Source organism: Streptomyces longisporus (assembly GCF_039532765.1).
Lineage (GTDB): Bacteria > Actinomycetota > Actinomycetes > Streptomycetales > Streptomycetaceae > Streptomyces > Streptomyces longisporus.
Genome location: NZ_BAAASG010000012.1, coordinates 402442 through 420202, shown reverse-complemented (window position 1 = coordinate 420202; position 17761 = coordinate 402442). Strand labels below are relative to the sequence as shown.

13 protein-coding genes, 4 tRNA genes and 1 pseudogene are annotated in these 17761 nt (G+C 69.7%); 11 read left to right on the top strand and 7 right to left on the bottom strand.

The genetic code is table 11. From position 1 onward, the window contains the following. Positions 1-11: 11 nt before the first annotated feature. The 3 genes from ABD355_RS27655 to ABD355_RS27645 all read right to left on the bottom strand — a co-directional run bounded on the left by ABD355_RS27655 (position 12) and on the right by ABD355_RS27645 (position 3307). A complete protein-coding gene (locus ABD355_RS27655) occupies positions 12-2141 on the bottom strand; it encodes a DEAD/DEAH box helicase (RefSeq protein ID WP_344403391.1) in 2130 nt (709 codons plus the stop codon). A 217-nt stretch (positions 2142-2358) separates the two neighbouring features. Next, entirely contained in the window at positions 2359-2880 is a 522-nt protein-coding gene (locus ABD355_RS27650; RefSeq protein WP_344403390.1) for a hypothetical protein, read from the bottom strand. A gap of 76 nt (positions 2881-2956) precedes the next feature. Further along, positions 2957-3307: a metallopeptidase family protein gene (locus ABD355_RS27645; RefSeq protein ID WP_344403389.1), complete on the bottom strand. Its 351-nt coding sequence runs from the start codon at positions 3305-3307 to the stop codon at positions 2957-2959. Between the two features lie 85 nt (positions 3308-3392). Between ABD355_RS27645 and ABD355_RS27640 the strand changes: the two are divergent. The 9 genes and pseudogenes from ABD355_RS27640 (at position 3393) to ABD355_RS27600 (ending at position 10995) form a co-directional block, all read left to right on the top strand. After that, positions 3393-4988, top strand: a pseudogene (locus ABD355_RS27640) (metallophosphoesterase family protein). An 80-nt stretch (positions 4989-5068) separates the two neighbouring features. After that, positions 5069-5141, top strand: a tRNA-Glu gene (locus tag ABD355_RS27635). Between the two features lie 41 nt (positions 5142-5182). Further along, positions 5183-5257 (top strand) — tRNA-Asp (locus ABD355_RS27630). A 24-nt stretch (positions 5258-5281) separates the two neighbouring features. Further along, positions 5282-5355: transfer RNA gene (locus tag ABD355_RS27625), tRNA-Phe, on the top strand. Between the two features lie 127 nt (positions 5356-5482). Further along, positions 5483-5668 carry a DivIVA domain-containing protein gene (locus ABD355_RS27620; RefSeq protein ID WP_344403387.1) on the top strand — a complete coding sequence of 62 codons (186 nt, stop codon included), beginning with the start codon at positions 5483-5485 and terminating at the stop codon, positions 5666-5668. Positions 5669-5753: 85 nt separating this feature from the next. Further along, positions 5754-6074 (top strand): hypothetical protein, encoded by a 321-nt coding sequence (locus ABD355_RS27615; protein WP_344403385.1) that lies wholly within the window; start codon positions 5754-5756, stop codon positions 6072-6074. A 73-nt stretch (positions 6075-6147) separates the two neighbouring features. After that, a complete protein-coding gene (gene hrpA / locus ABD355_RS27610) occupies positions 6148-10101 on the top strand; it encodes an ATP-dependent RNA helicase HrpA (protein ID WP_344403384.1) in 3954 nt (1317 codons plus the stop codon). Between the two features lie 94 nt (positions 10102-10195). Then, positions 10196-10270, top strand: a tRNA-Asp gene (locus ABD355_RS27605). Between the two features lie 536 nt (positions 10271-10806). Further along, on the top strand, positions 10807-10995 hold the full coding sequence (locus tag ABD355_RS27600) for a DUF6274 family protein (protein ID WP_344403383.1): 189 nt from the start codon (positions 10807-10809) through the stop codon (positions 10993-10995). 492 nt (positions 10996-11487) lie between these two features. On the opposite strand, the gene bldC is transcribed toward ABD355_RS27600, so the two are convergent. Together bldC and ABD355_RS27590 are read right to left on the bottom strand one after the other, a co-directional pair. After that, positions 11488-11694, bottom strand: a complete 207-nt coding sequence (gene bldC, locus ABD355_RS27595) for a developmental transcriptional regulator BldC (RefSeq protein ID WP_003949541.1) — start codon at positions 11692-11694, stop codon at positions 11488-11490. Positions 11695-12259: 565 nt separating this feature from the next. Continuing rightward, positions 12260-13102 carry a DUF8083 family protein gene (locus ABD355_RS27590; RefSeq protein WP_344403382.1) on the bottom strand — a complete coding sequence of 281 codons (843 nt, stop codon included), beginning with the start codon at positions 13100-13102 and terminating at the stop codon, positions 12260-12262. Between the two features lie 252 nt (positions 13103-13354). Here ABD355_RS27590 and ABD355_RS27585 point away from each other — a divergent pair, with 252 nt between their 5' ends. Next, entirely contained in the window at positions 13355-14458 is a 1104-nt protein-coding gene (locus tag ABD355_RS27585) for a Leu/Phe/Val dehydrogenase (RefSeq protein ID WP_344403380.1), read from the top strand. 290 nt (positions 14459-14748) lie between these two features. Next, positions 14749-15006: a DUF3073 family protein gene (locus ABD355_RS27580; protein ID WP_115907239.1), complete on the top strand. Its 258-nt coding sequence runs from the start codon at positions 14749-14751 to the stop codon at positions 15004-15006. A gap of 76 nt (positions 15007-15082) precedes the next feature. On the opposite strand, the gene purM is transcribed toward ABD355_RS27580, so the two are convergent. Beyond that, the gene (purM, locus tag ABD355_RS27575) at positions 15083-16150 is read right to left on the bottom strand and encodes a phosphoribosylformylglycinamidine cyclo-ligase (protein ID WP_344403379.1); all 1068 of its coding nucleotides are present in this window, start codon (positions 16148-16150) and stop codon (positions 15083-15085) included. Between the two features lie 43 nt (positions 16151-16193). Then, the gene (gene purF, locus ABD355_RS27570) at positions 16194-17723 is read right to left on the bottom strand and encodes an amidophosphoribosyltransferase (RefSeq protein WP_266957334.1); all 1530 of its coding nucleotides are present in this window, start codon (positions 17721-17723) and stop codon (positions 16194-16196) included. Positions 17724-17761 lie beyond the last annotated feature (38 nt).

Genomic DNA, 17761 nt, shown 5'->3' with positions numbered 1-17761 from the left:
TTCACGCGGCGTCAGCCGTTGCGCTTCCAGCGCGGCTTGTCGTCGCGGCGGCCGAAGGAGGAGCCGCCGGTGCCGGTGCCGCGGTGGTCGTCACGGCGGCCGTAGGGGCGCTCGTGGCCGCCGGAGCGGAAGCCCGGACGGTCGCCCTGGCGGTCGCGGTTGAACGGGCGGTCGCTGCCACGGTGACCGCCGCGCTCGTCACGGCGCTCGAAGGAGCGGCCGGCCGGACGGTCGTCACGGCGGAAGCCACCGCGGTCGTTGTCCCGGCGCTCGAAGCCACGGCCACCACGGTCGTCACGGCGCTCGAAGGAACGGCCACCACGGTCGTCCCGACGGTCGTCGCGACGGAACCCGCCACGGTCGTTGTCCCGACGCTCGAAGCCACGGCCACCACGGTCGTCACGGCGCTCGAAGGAACGGCCACCACGGTCGTCCCGACGGTCGTCACGGCGGAACCCGCCACGGTCGTTGTCCCGACGCTCGAAACCACGGTCGCGGTCGCGGTTGAACCCGCCCCGGTCGCCCCGGTCGTTGTCACGGCGCTCGAAGGAACGGCCACCACGGTCGTCCCGACGGTCATCGCGACGGAAGCCGCCACGGTCGTTGTCCCGACGCTCACGACGCTCGTACGACGACGGCGCCTGCGCCCGGTCCACGTCCTGCGCGGCGGGCTGCTCGGGCACCGCCACCTCGGCAGCCTCGACGGCGGCCTCGGCCACCGCCGCCTGCGCCTCGGCCACCGCGGCCTCCGGGTCCTCGCCACGCTCGCGGGCGACCCGGGCGACCAGGCGGTCGGCCTCCTCGCGCAGCTCGGTCGCGCGCCGCTGCGCCCGCTCCAGCTGCTTGGTGAGGTGCGCGACCTCGCGCTCGGCCTGCTGCGCCGCGTTGCCCGCGGACTCGGCCTGGACCTCGGTCATCGAACGGGCGCCGGTGATCTCGGCGACCTCGGGCTCGAAGGCCGTACCGGAGTTGATGATGTGACGTCCGGCGTCGACGCCCGCGTCCTCCATCAGCCGGAAGATCTGGCGGCGCTGGTGCGGCAGGGACAGGGAGACGACCGTGCCGGTGCGGCCCGCGCGAGCGGTACGGCCGGCGCGGTGCAGGTAGTCCTTGTGGTCGCCGGCAGGGTCGACGTTCAGCACGAGGTCGATGCCGTCGACGTGGATACCGCGGGCGGCGACGTCCGTGGCGACGAGCGCGTTGACGTAACCGTCCTTGAAATCGGCCAGCGTGCGGGTACGCGCGCCCTGGGTCATGCCGCCGTGCAGCGCGTCGGCCTTCACACCGGCCTCGCGCAGCTGCTCGGCGATACGGTCGGCGCCCAGCTGGGTGCGGACGAAGATGATGGTGCGGCCCTTGCGGGAGGCGATCGCGGCCGTGACCGGCGCCTTGTCCTTGGGCTTCACGATCAGGATGTGGTGCGACATGGTCGTGACGTTGCCCTGGGCGCTGTCGACCTCGTGCGAGACCGGGTCGACCAGGTAGCGCTTGACCAGCGTGGAGATCTCGTTCTCCATGGTCGCGGAGAACAGCATCCGCTGACCGCCGGCCGGGACCTGGTCGAGCAGCTCGGTGACCTCGGGCAGGAAGCCCAGGTCGGACATCTGGTCGGCCTCGTCGAGGACGGCGACCTCGACGTTCTCCAGGGAGCAGGCGCCGCGGTTGATGATGTCGCGCAGTCGGCCCGGGGTGGCGACGAGGATGTCGACGCCGCGCTCCAGGGCGTAGATCTGGTTGCCCATCGACGTACCGCCGCAGACGACCTTCATCTTGAGGCCGACGACGTCGCCGTAGGGCTGGAGGGCGTCCGCGACCTGCATCGCGAGCTCGCGGGTCGGGGTGAGGATGACGGCGCGCGGCTTGTGCTTCTCTGTGCGGCCGCCGGCGAGGCGCGCCAGGGTCGGCAGACCGAAGGAGAGGGTCTTGCCGGAGCCGGTGCGGCCACGGCCGAGGATGTCCTTGCCGGCCAGGGCGTCCGGGATGGTCGCGGCCTGGATCGGGAAGGGGGTGGTCACGCCGTTCTGGGCGAGCTTGCGCACGACGCCCTCGGGGAGGCCTAGGTCCGCGAAGGTGACCTCGACAGCGTCCTCGGAGCCCTCGTTCTCGGGCACGACGACGTGATCAGTACTGGAAATGGACATGCGTAAGCGAAACCTTCCGGAGTCTCGTCGGCACGCGCCCGTCAACTCCGTGATTTCGCATCACGACCGCCTCTATGCGGTCAGCCACGGCAAGGGAGAGAACGCGCCACGCGGCGCTCTCTGCAATGGCGCCGGGCAATGGGATCAAACGATCTACCACCATACGCACCCTGCACACCCCAAGGCAAACCGAACCACCGAGACGCTCGTCACGTCCCTACGCGGGTGATCCCGCCGTCGGCGCCGGCTCCCGCTCCGCCATCTGCGGCCCCGTCTCCTCGTGCGCCGACGAGGACGGCTCGGCGACCGTCGGCTCCGGCGAGGCGGGGGTCGGCTGCTCGGTCGGCGTCGGCTGCGGCTCGGCCGTGTGCGTCGGGGTCGGCGACGCGACGGTCGGCGCGGGCACCCCGGGCTTCTCGCTCTTCCCGTTCCCGGGCTTGCCCGCCGGAGGGGCGGACCGGCCGTCCCCCGCGGACGGCGAGGCCGAGGGGGACGCCGACGCCCCGTCCTTCTCCTTCTCCCGCTTGCCGCCCCTGTGCTTGCCGTCGGCCGCGCCGACGCCGAACCCCCTGCCGGACACGCCCGACCCGCCGTCGGGCGCCTCACCGCCCCGCTGACCCGCGGAGTGCGACGGCTTCGCGCCGCCGCCCCCGTCCTCGCCCACGCTCATGCAGCCGGCGGCAGCGGCGACGGCCATGACCGTGGCGGCCAGACGGACGGGTACGTACAAGCGGCGCACGGAAAGCCACCTCCGAGGCGGGGGAAGGAGTCAACCTGCCCAACTCCCGCCGCCCACAAGAGGACACGCGCCCCGGTCATCCGTATCCCAGGGCGTGCAGCCGCGCGTCGTCGATCCCGAAGTGGTGCGCGATCTCGTGCACGACGGTCACCTCGGTCTCCGCGACGACGTCCTCCCGCGACCGGCACATCCTGAGCGTCGGGCCCCGGTAGACGGTGATGCGGTCCGGCAGCACCCCGGCGTACCACTCACCCCGGTCCGTCAGCGGAGTGCCCTCGTAGAGCCCGAGCAGCTCGGGATCGTCCGCCGGCGGCTCGTCCTCGACGAACACCGCGACGTTGTCCATCAGTCGCGTCAGCTCCGGCGGGATCCGGTCGAGCGCCTCGGCGACCAGTTCCTCGAACTCCTCGCGCGTCATCTCCAGCACAGGCCCATTGTCGGCCACGGCCCGTCCGTACGAGAGTCATGGACCCACTCGCATATCCACGCCCGCACTTGGGCATACGGGACCAATGGCCCGCGTCCCCGCCATCGCCGCCACCGTCCTGAACCGGGTACGCAAGTCCCCGCGCACCCTCGCCCGCCACTACCGCGCCCGCCGCCCCCACCCCACCCTCGAGCTGGTCCGGCAGCCGCACCCCTGGTCCCGCGCCCTGGGCCTGGCCGCCGTCGTCCTGCTCGGTGCCTGGCTGGGCCTGCTGATCGTCGGGAACGTACGGGTCCCGGTCGGCCCCATGGACACGACGATGACCCTGCGGCCGTCCCTCAGCGGCGGCACGAAGATCAACATCTCGCCGCTCGGCGCCCTGCAGCTGAACAGCCACCATGCGCCGCTCCGCCTGGACGTGAACGTCGACCAGCTCGACCCGGTCCGCGCCCAGGCCCTGGTGGACCACCCCGAACGCCTCGCCGGCCTCCAGGACGAGGTCGCCCACGACGTGGAGCACGGCACCCTCGACGTGGCCCTGCGCTCCTGCATCGCCGTGGTGTCCGGAGCCACCGCCCTGGGCCTCGCGGTCTACCGCCGCCCCCGCCGCGCCCTCGCCGCCGGCGGCACCGCCCTGGCCCTCCTCATGGCCTGCGGAGCCTCGGTGTACGCGACCTGGAACCCCGAGTCCGTCCTCGAACCGAAGTACTCGGGCCTGCTCTCCTCCGCGCCCTCGCTGGTCGGCAACGCCCGCAACATCGTCACCGAATTCAACGTCTACCAGAAGGAGTTGGCCCGCCTGGTGACCAACGTGACGAAGCTCTACGACGTCACGTCCACGCTCCCCGCCTACCAGCCGGACCCGTCCACCATCCGCGTCCTGCACGTCTCGGACATCCATCTCAACCCCGCGAGTTGGAAGATCATCGCGTCACTGGTGGACCAGTACAAGGTGAACGTGATCGTCGACACCGGCGACACGATGGACCACGGCTCGGCGGCGGAGAACGGCTTCCTCGACCCGATCGCCGACCTGGGAGCGCCGTACGTCTGGGTCCGCGGCAACCACGACTCGAACGTCACGCAGCGCTATCTGCAGCGCATGAAGAACGTCCACGTGCTGGACGGCGGCCGGGCCGAGACGATCGGAGGCCTGCGCTTCGCGGGCACGGGCGATCCGCAGTTCACCCCCGACCGCTCGAAGGCACTGGGGGCCGCCCAGTCGGAGGAACTGGCCGGCGCCCGCCTGGCGACGGCCCTGAGCGACCAGAAGAGCGCGGGCACCCCCGTCGACGTGGCCATGGTCCACGAGCCGTCGGCGGCGCGTGAGGTCGACGGCGAGGTACCGCTGGTGCTGTGCGGGCACCTGCACCACGAGGGCGACGAGATCCTCCCGCGCGGCACCCGGCTGCGCATGGAGGGCTCGACGGGGGGCAGCGGCCTGCGCGCCCTGGAGCACAAGTACCCGGCCCCCATCGAGGCCTCGATCCTCTACTTCGACCGTGACACCCGCCGCCTGCAGGCCTGGGACGCGATCAAACTGGGCGGCCTGGGCGAGACGACGGCGGAGGTCACCCGCCACCTCCCCAAGGGCTGAATCGATCAGCGGCTCCGCCGCGGGCAACCGGGAGCCACCCCCTCCACTCCGGCCCCTTCAGCACCTTCCCGCTCCGCCCCGTAAACCGTTTTGGCGATACCTCCCGCCATCCCATATGCTTCTCACGTCCCCGACGCGCCGAGAGGCGCCCAGGCGGGCCGATAGCCCTCATCGTCTAGCGGCCTAGGACGCCGCCCTTTCAAGGCGGTAGCACGGGTTCGAATCCCGTTGGGGGCACGCAAAACCGTGTGCGACACTGGTGGTCGCCCACACAGCTTGGTCCTGTGGAGCAGTTTGGAGTGCTCGCCACCCTGTCAAGGTGGAGGCCGCGGGTTCAAATCCCGTCAGGACCGCTGAAGCTTCTCTGGAAGCTTCGTGGCTGGGTAGCTCAGTTGGTACGAGCGATCGCCTGAAAAGCGATAGGTCGCCGGTTCGACCCCGGCCCCAGCCACAGCAGAGGCCCCGATCTCCGGATCGGGGCCTCGTTGTATGTCATGTTGAATCACGCCAAGGTACGAGCGAGGGCACGGTTGTTCGTGGTGCCCACGCACAGAGAACCGTGTTGATGGGGGATGTCGATGACTGACGAGTTCCACGGTTTCGCGATCGTCCGGCGTGGTTACGACCGCGCCCAGGTCGACGCCTATCTCGCCCAGCTGGCCGCGGGCGCGGCCCCCGACACACCCCCCGCCTTCGACCTCGCCCGCCGCGGCTACGACCGGGGGCAGGTCGACGCCCGCATCGCCGAACTGCGGGCCGGCTGAGGACGGCAGTCAGGCGGCTTGGCAGCGATCCGTGGCAGCGCTACGTTCTGGCTGGTCGGCGTAGGGCCAAGGGGGGCGGGGGACGATGAGCCGGGACGAGGCCAGGGCCATCCGGGATGTCGAGCTGGAGAAGGACCGGGCCCGGTACGGGCTGCTGGCCGTGGTGATCAGCAATCTCGCGATCGCGGGAGTGGCGGTCTTCGGGGTGTGGCGGCTCGACGGGGACAAGTCGGTGATCGTGGGCGTGCTCACGGCCGCCTTCACCGCGGTGAGCAGCATGACCACCGCCTATCTGGGGATCAAGGCCGTCTCCAACACCGCCAGGTCCATCGCGCTGGGCGACGGCGGCCCGCGGCAGCAGCAGCCGCCCGCGCCCGCCCCGCCTCCGTCGCAGCGGACCGGCTGAGCCGCCCCCGCCGGGCCGCCGGGCGACAATTCGTTCGCCACGGATTTCCCCGGGATGAGATCCTGGATCGCGTATGTCTACGCACCCTGCCCCCGCCACCCCGGCCCTCGGCACCCTCGCCCCCCGCCTGACCGAGCTGTCCCTGCGCGATGCGCACCGGCTCGGGCGCAGGCTCGAAGGCGCGCGCAAGATCCGTAAGCCCGAGGCCCAGGCCGCCGTCCTCGCCGAGATCGAGGCGGAGATCGCGAAGGCCGAGGAGCGGATGGGCGAGCGGCGCGGCCGGGTCCCCGCCGTCTCCTATCCCGAGCAGCTGCCGGTCAGCCAGAAGAAGGACGTCATCGCGGAGGCCATCCGCGATCACCAGGTCGTCATCGTCGCCGGTGAGACCGGATCCGGAAAGACGACCCAGATCCCCAAGATCTGTCTGGAGCTCGGGCGTGGGGTCAGGGGGATGATCGGGCACACCCAGCCCCGTCGTATCGCCGCCCGTACGGTCGCCGAGCGCGTGGCCGAGGAGATGGACACCCCGCTCGGCGAGGCCGTCGGCTGGAAGGTGCGCTTCACCGACCAGGTGAACCAGGACTCGACCTTCATCAAGCTGATGACGGACGGCATCCTGCTCGCAGAGATCCAGACCGACCGCGAGCTGCGCGCCTACGACACGATCATCATCGACGAGGCCCACGAGCGGTCCCTCAACATCGACTTCCTGCTCGGTTATCTCGCGCAGCTGCTGCCGAAGCGGCCCGATCTCAAGGTCGTGATCACCTCCGCGACCATCGACCCCGAGCGGTTCTCCCGGCACTTCGGCGACGCCCCGATCATCGAGGTCAGCGGCCGTACGTATCCGGTCGAGGTGCGTTACCGGCCCCTCCTCGAAGAGGACTCCGAGGACTCCGACCGCGACCAGATCACCGCGATCTGCGATGCGGTGGAGGAGCTGCAGGGGGAGGGCAAGGGCGACATCCTCGTGTTCCTCTCCGGGGAGCGGGAGATCCGCGACACGGCGGATGCGCTGGTCAAGAAGAACTACCGGTTCACCGAGGTCCTGCCCCTCTACGCCCGGCTCTCGCATGCCGAGCAGCACCGCGTGTTCCAGCCGCACACGGGCCGCAGGATCGTTCTGGCGACGAACGTCGCCGAGACCTCGCTGACCGTCCCGGGCATCAAGTACGTCATCGACCCGGGCTTCGCCCGGATCAGCCGCTACAGCCACCGCACCAAGGTCCAGCGCCTGCCCATCGAGCCGATCTCGCAGGCCAGCGCCAACCAGCGCAAGGGCCGCTGCGGCCGTACGTCCGACGGCATCTGCATCCGTCTCTACTCCGAGGACGACTTCCTCGCCCGCCCGGAGTTCACGGACGCGGAGATCCTCCGTACGAACCTGGCGTCCGTCATCCTGCAGATGACCGCGGCCGGCCTCGGCGACATCGAGAAGTTCCCCTTCATCGACCCGCCGGACCACCGCAACATCCGCGACGGCGTGCAGCTGCTCCAGGAGCTGCACGCGCTGGACCCGGCGGAGAAGGACGTACGCAAGCGGCTCACCCCGACCGGCCGCAGGCTCGCCCAGCTGCCCGTCGACCCTCGCCTGGCCCGCATGGTCCTGGAGGCCGACAAGAACGGCTGTGTCCGCGAGGTCATGGTCATAGCCGCCGCACTGTCCATCCAGGACCCGCGCGAGCGCCCCGCGGACAAGCAGGCGCAGGCCGACCAGCAGCACGCCCGCTTCAAGGACGAGACGAGTGACTTCCTCGCCTATCTGAACCTGTGGCGGTACATCCGCGAGCAGCAGAAGGAGCGGGGTTCGAGCGCCTTCCGCCGTATGTGCAAGCAGGAGTACCTCAACTTCCTGCGCATTCGCGAATGGCAGGACATCTACACGCAGTTGAGGACGGTCGCCAAGCAGATGGGCATCCACCTCAACGAGGAGGACGCCCCCGGCGACCGCATCCATGTGTCCCTCCTCGCCGGCCTGCTCTCGCACATCGGCATGAAGGACGTGAAGGACGGCGCGAAGAACGAGTATCTGGGCGCCCGCAACGCCAAGTTCGCGATCTTCCCGGGCTCGGCGCTCTTCAAGAAGCCGCCGCGGTTCGTGATGTCCGCGGAGCTGGTGGAGACGTCCCGGCTGTGGGCCCGCGTCAACGCGAAGATCGAGCCGGAGTGGGTCGAGCCGCTCGCGGAGCATTTGCTGAAGCGGACGTACAGCGAACCGCACTGGGAGAAGGACCAGGCGGCCGTGATGGCGTACGAGAAGGTCACGCTGTACGGCGTCCCGATCGTCGCCCAGCGCAAGGTGAACTACGGCCGGATCGACCCCGAAGTCAGCCGGGAGCTGTTCATCCGCAACGCGCTCGTCGAGGGCGACTGGCGCACGCACCACAAGTTCTTCGCCGACAACCGCAGACTCCTCAGCGAGGTCGAGGAGCTGGAGCACCGCGCCCGCCGCCGGGACATCGTCGTCGACGACGACACGCTGTTCGACTTCTACGACCAGAAGGTGCCCGAACACGTCGTCTCCGGCGCCCACTTCGACTCCTGGTGGAAGCGGAAGCGGCAGGAGCAGCCGGAGTTCCTGGACTTCGAGCGGGAGATGCTCATCCGGGAGTCGGCGGAGGCGGTCACCAAGGCCGACTATCCGGACTCCTGGCGGCAGGGGCCGCTGAAGTTCCGGGTGACGTACCAGTTCGAGCCGGGCGCGGACGCCGACGGTGTGACGGTGCATGTGCCGCTCCAGGTCCTCAACCAGGTCACGGACGAGGGCTTCGACTGGCAGATCCCGGGCCTGCGGGAGGAGCTCGTCACCGAGCTGATCCGCTCGCTCCCGAAGCCGATCCGCCGCAACTACGTGCCGGCACCGAACTTCGCCAAGCGCTTCCTGGATACGGCCGTCCCCTTGCAGGAGCCCTTGACGGTGACGATGGCGCGTGAGCTGAAGCGCATGGTCGGGGTCCCCTTCGAAGCCTCCGACTTCGACTGGTCGAAGGTCCCGGACCATCTGCGCATCACCTTCCGCATCGTCGACGAGCGGCGGCGCAAGCTCGCCGAGGACAAGGACCTGGAGGCGCTTCGGCTCCAGCTGAAGCCGAAGGCCCGCAAGGCCCTTTCCCAGGCCGCTGCGGCCACCGCCTCGCGTGAGGGCGGCCAGTCCCTGGAGCGCAAGGGCCTGACGGACTGGACGATCGGCTCGCTGACCCGCGTGTTCGAGACGCGCCGGGCGGGCCAGCCGGTGAAGGCGTACCCGGCGCTGGTCGACGACGGCGACACGGTCTCGGTCCGCCTCTTCGACACGGAGGCGGAACAGGCGGAGGCGATGTGGAAGGGCACGCGCAGGCTGATCCTGCGCAACATCCCGGTCAACCCCGCGAAGTTCGCGTCCGAGAAGCTGACGAACGCCCAGAAGCTCGCCCTGTCCGCCAATCCGCACGGCTCGATCCAGGGCCTGTTCGACGACTGTGCGATGGCGGCGGCGGACAGGCTGATCGGGGACTTCGGGGGCCCGGCGTGGGACGAGGAGTCGTACCGGAAGCTGTACGACAAGGTGCGCGCGGAGATCGTGGACACCACGGTCCGTACGGTGGGGCAGGTGCAGCAGGTGCTGGCCGCCTGGCAGGCCTGTGAGCGCCGTCTGAAGGCCGTACGCAGCCCCGCGCTGCTCCCGAACCTCCAGGACGTCCGGGGGCAGCTGGACGCCCTCGTGAAGCCCGGCTTCGTGACGGAGACGGGCCTTCGCCGCCTGCCGGACCTGATGCGCTACCTGGTGGCCGCGGACCGCCGGCTCCAGCAGATGCCGACGGGTGTCCAACGGGACACGACGCGCATGGAGAAGGTCCACGAGATGCAGGACGAGTACGCCTGGCTGCTGGAGCAGCTGCCGCAGGGCCGCCCGGTCCCGTCCTCCGTCACGGACATCCGCTGGATGATCGAGGAGCTGAGGGTCAGCTATTTCGCCCACGCGCTGGGCACGGCCTACCCGGTCTCCGACAAGCGGATCGTGAAGGCGATCGACGCGGCCGTCCCGTAACCGCCCGCACACACTGGGTGAGTTCGACCAGCGGGCTCACCCTCCTGTACAGTCTCTTCTCGCAGCGCAACGCACGAATGGCGCCGCGAAACCTGGTCCTGTGGAGCAGTTTGGAGTGCTCGCCACCCTGTCAAGGTGGAGGCCGCGGGTTCAAATCCCGTCAGGACCGCAGTGAAGTGAGAGGGGCCCGCACCGACAAGGTGCGGGCCTTCTTCGTGCCCAAACACACCCATCCCGCCACCCTGCCAAGGCGGAGGCCGCGCCCGCGGCGCAGCCGCAATCAGGTACAGCAAATCCCGCCAGGACCGCAGTGAGAGGACCCGCACCGGCAAGGTGCGGGCCCCTCTTCGTCCCCGAACACATCCATCACCCGCCACCCTGCCCAGGCGGAGCCCGCGCCCGCGGCGCAGCCGCAATCAGGTACAGCAAATCCCGCCAGGACCGCAGTGAGAGGGCCCGCACCGGCAAGGTGCGGGCCCTTTCTCCTGCCGGTCGCGGCATTTCAGGCCGGCCGGCGTTTGAGGGCGAGGCCGTTCAGGCCGGAGCGGGGGTCTGGGGCGCAGCCCCCGGCGGAGCGGTCGCGGCGGCGTGCGTCACCCCGTGCTCAGACGTTCGACGGAGCCCCATGCCGTCTTGACGGCGTCACATTCCATCGGTACCCAGAAGACAGGGCCCGTTCCCCGTTCGGCCCCGTGGAGGTGGCGTATGGCGGCGTCGGTCAGGCACGAGACGCGGGCCCTGCTCCGTGCGCATCTGTCGGCCGCTTCCTCGTACGGCCACCTGACCCGCCACTGCCCGATATGCCACCACCTGCTGCGGCTGGCGCTGGACTCGCCGAGGGGCGCCGAGACCCCGGACGAGGTCGTCGAGGACGAAAGCGCCGCCGGCGCATGACGGCCGACCGCCCCAACACCCGCCCCGCCAAGGGAATCTGGACCGCACGGCTCCTTTAACGCACGGACGCCGACAGCAACAAGGACCGCGGCATGTGACGGGTGTCACCGCATGAGTTTCTGAAACCGCGGTACTTACACCCCGCCTACAAGTGGTCAATTTTATATGTGCAATTGCACCACTCGGGGCCCCCTCCGGGAGGCCGCCGCACAGCGCCCCCCAGCCGCGCCCCACAGGCGATCCGACACCCGCCCCCAGACTCCGACAAGGCCGCTCACAGGCCACCCGGCCAGGTGCGCCGCACGCACAAAAAAGATCGCGCTGGACCCGGCGGAGTCCAGCGCGATCGACGACGCACCCTGTTACTTGCTTGGAAAGCTCTGAAGAGCGTGGGCGTGGAGCCTGTTGGGGCAGACCCCGCGTCGCTTGGAGCCAGGGTTCGGGCGCCGCGGCAAGTGGGGGACCTGCCGGTTTGCCCGGTTATGCAGTTGTTCAGGCCTCGCTGCGCTGCTGCGGGATGCCCGCGAGCAGTGCACGGACCTCCGCCTCGCGGTAGCGGCGGTGCCCGCCGAGCGTACGGATCGAAGTGAGCTTGCCGGCCTTCGCCCACCGCGTGACCGTCTTCGGGTCCACGCGGAACATCGTGGCGACCTCAGCCGGGGTCAGCAGCGGCTCGGCATCAGGGGTGCGAGCGGTCATGAGCGGCCTCCTCGGGAGAACCGAACCTTCTCGGTTCTTTCCTCTAAATTCTGCACCTTGACCCGCGTTGCCCGAAATGGCGCACACGAGTCGAGTCGGTTATAGGACGAACGGCTTGTCCTCGGCACTACAACTACACCATCTGTCCAGCCGCGTCGGCCAAACCGATGGAATTGCCCCTCCAGGTGTTCATCAGCGACGGAAGCCGATGGACCATGCCATAGCGGACAGTCACGTCACTGTGACGATCAGTCACAGGACAATCAGGAGCCACGAGACCCCCCAAAGCGTGCAATGCTGAGATTCCGCCCACAGTGGTACGCACTGGGACGGACAGAGCCCTCCCCGGACTCCTTGTCCTATTTTGGCACGAGGAGGGGCAAGGGACGCAAGGGCCGCGTAAGTGCGGTCCGTCACGCTTGGCACAGCTTGAGATGAACGCCCGGATCGGGACCTACGTCCCATGTTGACGAAACCTCAGGAAACTCAGAGCACACTTCGGTGCGAGGACGAAACCCCAAAACGGGCGATTCGTCAAACGTCAGTTCGTTACCTGAGGTGGCTCTCAGTTGGCCGAGCGCCGGTCCCGGACCGCCCGCCAGCGCTCCACCAGCCGCGCGTACGCCGTCCCCGCGGCCGCCCCGTCGCCCTGCCGCAGTGCCTCGATGCCCTCGGCGACGTCCGCCGCGGAGTGATCGTCCTCGAGCTCGCCGGCCGGCAGCGTGTGCACCAGGCCGCCGTAGTCCAGCTCCACCGTCGAGCGCGGGTGGAACTCCTCCAGCCAGCGCCCCACGTCCACCAGGCCGTCGATCAGCGGCCCCTCGTCGATGCCGTCCTTCAGGGCCCGCAGCGCCCGTGCCACCCGCCGCCGCGCCTGCACCATCGGCGTCTGGTAGCGCAGCATCGGAGGGATCTCGCCGGAGCCCTTGTCGAAGCGCCGCTCCTCGTCCGCCACCAGCACGAACCAGTGCAACGGCACCTGCCAGGTCGCCGTGCGGATCCAGGGGCGGGCGTCCGGGTTGCGCACCAGCCAGCGCTCGTAGTCCTGGGTCGCCTGGCGTCGTACGACCTCAGGGAGCACCGCGTCCAGGACCGGCTTCGGCAGCTCCTCGGGGAGCTCCTGAAGGGCCTGCCAGCCGCGCAGCCGGGTCCGCCAGGGGCACACGCACAGCACCCCGTCGGCCTGCAGCACGAAGGCGTCGCTGCTCTCGTGCACCGGCACCGGGACCGGCGGGGTGGGCACCAAGTCGGCCAGGGAGCGGCGCAGTTCGTCCTGGTACGAGGGACGGTCGGCGCGCCGGGCGTAGCGCGCCCAGTGGCTGCGCTCCGGCTCGGGGAAGGCGGCCAGTGGCTCGTACACGCGCAGATACGTCGCGTACGGGACGATCACCGAGGACACCTTGGGCACGCCTGCTCCCTCCCCCGCCCACCACCGGGAAAACCTGCGGAACCCGCTCACAAACCGGCGGGAAATCTATGCAAATCGTCGCACGGACGTACTCCGGGAGTGGGTGATCCTGAGCACTGCGCGGTGACGGGGGCGCCCAGGCTCTAATCTCATGCTCACAGCACCCGCCACCCTCCCCCTCAGCCAAAAGCGTGGGGGGACCCCCAGGGAGCTGATCTCCAACCGCCGCTAGCTACTTCAGGAGTCACCACAGTGACCGACGTAACCGGCGCACCTGCTGATGTACTGCACACCCTGTTCCACTCGGACCAGGGCGGACATGAGCAAGTCGTGCTCTGCCAGGACCGCGCCAGCGGTCTCAAGGCCGTCATCGCCATCCACAACACCGCGCTGGGCCCCGCCCTCGGCGGTACCCGCTTCTACCCGTACGCGAACGAGGCGGAGGCCGTCGCCGACGCGCTCAACCTCGCGCGCGGGATGTCGTACAAGAACGCCATGGCCGGTCTCGACCACGGCGGCGGCAAGGCCGTGATCATCGGCGACCCCGAGAGGGACAAGACCGAGGAGCTGCTGCTCGCCTACGGGCGCATGGTCGCCTCCCTCGGCGGCCGCTACGTGACCGCGTGCGACGTCGGTACGTACGTCGCCGACATGGACGTCGTGGCCCGGGAGTGCCGCTGGACGACCGGACGGTCCCCGGAGAACGGCGGCGCGGGCGATTCCTCCGTCCTCACCGCCTTCGGCGTCTACCAGGGCATGCGTGCCAGCGCCCAGCACCTGTGGGGCGACCCCTCGCTGCGCGGCCGCAAGGTGGGCATCGCGGGCGTCGGCAAGGTCGGCCACCACCTGGTCCGGCACCTGCGCGACGAGGGCGCCGAGGTCGTCATCACCGATGTGCGCGAGGAGGCCGTGGGGCGGATCCTCGCGGCACACCCGCAGGGCGTGAGCGCCGTCGCCGACACCGCGACCCTGATCCGCGTCGAGGGCCTGGACATCTACGCCCCCTGCGCGCTCGGCGGTGCCCTGAACGACGACACCGTGCCCGCGCTGACCGCGAGGATCGTCTGCGGTGCCGCCAACAACCAGCTCGCCCACCCGGGCGTCGAGAAGGACCTCGCCGACCGCGGGATCCTCTACGCGCCGGACTACGTGGTGAACGCCGGCGGCGTCATCCAGGTCGCCGACGAGCTGCACGGCTTCGACTTCGACCGGTGCAAGGCGAAGGCGGCGAAGATCTTCGACACCACGCTGGCCATATTCGCACGTGCGAAGACGGACGGGATTCCGCCGGCCGCGGCGGCCGACCGGATCGCCGAGCAGCGGATGCACGAGGCGGCCGCAGGACGCAGCCTCTGACCTTCGGGAGGTTTGGCCGGTACCCGTCGGCGCACACTTAGAGAGAACTCTCACGTTCGTCGGCGGGTCGCCTGCCGAGAAGTGGTTAAAATCGCGGTTGACCAGCGGGGACGGGGCGCCCCGAGGGTCCTGGACCCGGGCCCGTCCTGCGGGCGACGTACCGTATGGGCGCGGGCTCAGGTACCGTGGAAGCCCTACGGACCGGTCTCTCCGCGGAGAGCCCGTTCCAGATCATGAACGCGTGTCAAGACTCTGGGGCCGTCGAGCCCCGTCACCGAGGGGGTCGAGCCATGGGGCGCGGCCGGGCCAAGGCCAAGCAGACGAAGGTCGCCCGCCAGCTGAAGTACAACAGCGGCGGGACTGACCTGTCGCGTCTGGCCAGCGAGCTGGGCGCTTCGACTTCGAGCCAGCCGCCGAACGGCGAGCCGTTCGAGGACGACGAAGACGAAGACGACCCGTACGCCCAGTACGCGGATCTCTACAACGACGACGATGAGGACGAGGACGATCAGTCCGGTCCGTCGTCGCAACATCGCCGCGGCGCTTGACGCACTGAGCTGTGCTTGACCCGGTCCGGGAGTGGTCCACACCACCGGACCGGGTTTTGCGCTGCTGTCGCCACCGTCAGGCGCTGTAGTCCCCCACGAGGGCCGCGCCGGTCTTGTGATCGCCGCGCTCGGTGATCTCTCCGGCGACCCATGCCTCGACCCCGCGGTCGGCCAGCGTCGCCAGGGCCACGTCCGTGGACTCCTCGGGGACGATGGCGATCATGCCCACGCCCATGTTGAGGGTCTTCTCCAGCTCCAGGCGCTCGACCTGGCCCGTCCTGCCGACGAGGTCGAAGACCGGGGCCGGGGTCCAGGTGGAGCGGTCGACGATCGCGTGCAGGTCGTCGGGGACGACACGGGCGAGGTTCGCGGCGAGGCCGCCACCCGTGACATGGCTGAACGCGTGCACCTCGGTGGTACGGGTCAGGGCCAGGCAGTCCAGCGAGTAGATCTTGGTGGGCTCCAGCAGTTCCTCGCCGAGGGTGCGGCCGAACTCCTCGATCTGCGCGTCCAGCGCCAGGCCCGCCTGGTTCAGCAGGACATGCCGGACGAGCGAGTACCCGTTCGAGTGAAGCCCGGAGGCCGCCATGGCGATCACCGTGTCACCCGTACGGATGCGATCCGGGCCCAGCAGCCGGTCGGCCTCCACCGCGCCCGTACCGGCGCCGGCGACGTCGAAGTCGTCCGGGCCGAGCAGCCCCGGGTGTTCGGCCGTCTCGCCGCCCACCAGGGCGCAGCCGGCCAGCACACAGCCCTCCGCGATGCCCTTGACGATCGCGGCCACCCGCTCGGGGTGGACCTTGCCGACGCAGATGTAGTCGGTCATGAACAGCGGCTCGGCGCCGCACACCACGATGTCGTCCATGACCATCGCGACCAGGTCGTGGCCGATGGTGTCGTACACACCGAGCTGGCGCGCGATGTCGACCTTGGTGCCCACGCCGTCGGTGGCGGAGGCGAGGAGGGGACGCTCGAAGCGCTTGAGGGCGGAGGCGTCGAAGAGGCCGGCGAAACCGCCGAGGCCGCCGAGGACCTCGGGGCGCTGCGTCTTCTTCACCCACTCCTTCATCAGCTCGACCGCGCGGTCGCCCGCTTCGATGTCGACGCCCGCGGCTGCGTAGCTGGCACCAGTTGTCTCAGACATGGCTAGTGAGAACTTTCGTGTCGTACGGCAGGTATGACGGGCTTTACGGGCGACGGATCGCGTCGGCCGCGGCCGTGGCTGCGGGACCCGCGGCCAGCTCGGTCTCCAGGAGCTGCTTGCCGAGCAGCTCGGGGTCCGGGAGCTCCATCGGGTACTCGCCGTCGAAGCAGGCGCGGCACAGGTTCGGCTTGGCGATGGTGGTCGCCTCGATCATGCCGTCGATGGAGATGTACGCCAGGGAGTCGGCGCCCAGCGAGGTGCCGATCTCGTCGATGGTCATGCCGTTGGCGATGAGCTCGGCGCGGGTGGCGAAGTCGATGCCGAAGAAGCAGGGCCACTTCACGGGCGGCGAGGAGATCCGGATGTGGACCTCCGCCGCGCCCGCCTCGCGGAGCATGCGCACCAGGGCCCGCTGGGTGTTGCCGCGCACGATCGAGTCGTCGACGACCACCAGGCGCTTGCCCTTGATGACTTCCTTCAGCGGGTTCAGCTTCAGACGGATGCCGAGCTGGCGGATCGTCTGCGAGGGCTGGATGAAGGTCCGGCCGACGTACGCGTTCTTCACGAGGCCCGCGCCGAAGGGGATGCCGGAGGCCTCCGCGTAGCCGATGGCGGCCGGGGTGCCGGACTCCGGGGTCGCTATGACCAGGTCGGCCTCGACCGGGGCTTCCTTGGCGAGCTTGCGGCCCATCTCCACGCGGGAGAGGTACACGTTCCGGCCGGCGATGTCGGTGTCCGGACGGGCCAGGTAGACGTACTCGAAGACACAGCCCTTGGGCTTCGCTTCCGCGAATCGGGAGGTGCGCAGACCGTTCTCGTCGATGGCCACGAACTCGCCCGGCTCGATCTCGCGGACGTAGCTGGCGCCACAGATGTCGAGGGCGGCGGACTCGGAGGCGACCACCCAGCCGCGCTCCAGGCGGCCGAGGACCAGCGGGCGGATGCCCTGCGGGTCGCGGGCCGCGTACAGGGTGTGCTCGTCCATGAAGACGAGGGAGAAGGCGCCCTTGACCTGCGGCAGGACCGTGTGGGCGGCCTCCTCGATGGTCAGCGGCTTGCCGTCGGCGTCCTCCTGGGCGGCGAGCAGGGCCGTCAGGAGGTCGGTGTCGTTGGTGGCCGCCACGCGAGGCGTACGGCCGCCCTCCTTCTTCGGGAGGTCGGCGACCATCTCGGCGAGCTGCGCCGTGTTGACCAGGTTGCCGTTGTGGCCGAGCGCGATGGAGCCGTGCGCGGTGGCGCGGAACGTCGGCTGGGCGTTCTCCCACACGGAGGCGCCGGTGGTCGAGTAGCGGGCGTGACCGACCGCGATATGACCCTGGAGCGAACCGAGCGAGGTCTCGTCGAAGACCTGGGAGACGAGGCCCATGTCCTTGAAGACGAGGATCTGGGAGCCGTTGCTGACCGCGATTCCCGCGGATTCCTGGCCCCGATGCTGGAGGGCGTAGAGCCCGAAGTAAGTGAGCTTGGCGACCTCTTCACCGGGAGCCCAGACTCCGAAGACGCCGCACGCGTCCTGGGGGCCCTTCTCACCGGGGAGCAGATCATGATTGAGTCGACCGTCACCACGTGGCACGCCACCGAGTGTAGGCGAGATCGACCACTGGTCCGAAT

Bases quoted from the DNA above. Each gene is read 5' to 3' on its own strand.
- purM (WP_344403379.1), bottom strand. From the start codon at position 16,150: ATGTCTGAGACAACTGGTGCCAGCTACGCAGCCGCGGGCGTCGACATC.
- ABD355_RS27620 (WP_344403387.1), top strand. From the start codon at position 5,483: ATGACTGACGAGTTCCACGGTTTCGCGATCGTCCGGCGTGGTTACGAC.
- ABD355_RS27615 (WP_344403385.1), top strand. From the start codon at position 5,754: ATGAGCCGGGACGAGGCCAGGGCCATCCGGGATGTCGAGCTGGAGAAG.
- ABD355_RS27580 (WP_115907239.1), top strand. From the start codon at position 14,749: ATGGGGCGCGGCCGGGCCAAGGCCAAGCAGACGAAGGTCGCCCGCCAG.
- ABD355_RS27600 (WP_344403383.1), top strand. From the start codon at position 10,807: ATGGCGGCGTCGGTCAGGCACGAGACGCGGGCCCTGCTCCGTGCGCAT.
- hrpA (WP_344403384.1), top strand. From the start codon at position 6,148: ATGTCTACGCACCCTGCCCCCGCCACCCCGGCCCTCGGCACCCTCGCC.
- ABD355_RS27655 (WP_344403391.1), bottom strand. From the start codon at position 2,141: ATGTCCATTTCCAGTACTGATCACGTCGTCGTGCCCGAGAACGAGGGC.
- bldC (WP_003949541.1), bottom strand. From the start codon at position 11,694: ATGACCGCTCGCACCCCTGATGCCGAGCCGCTGCTGACCCCGGCTGAG.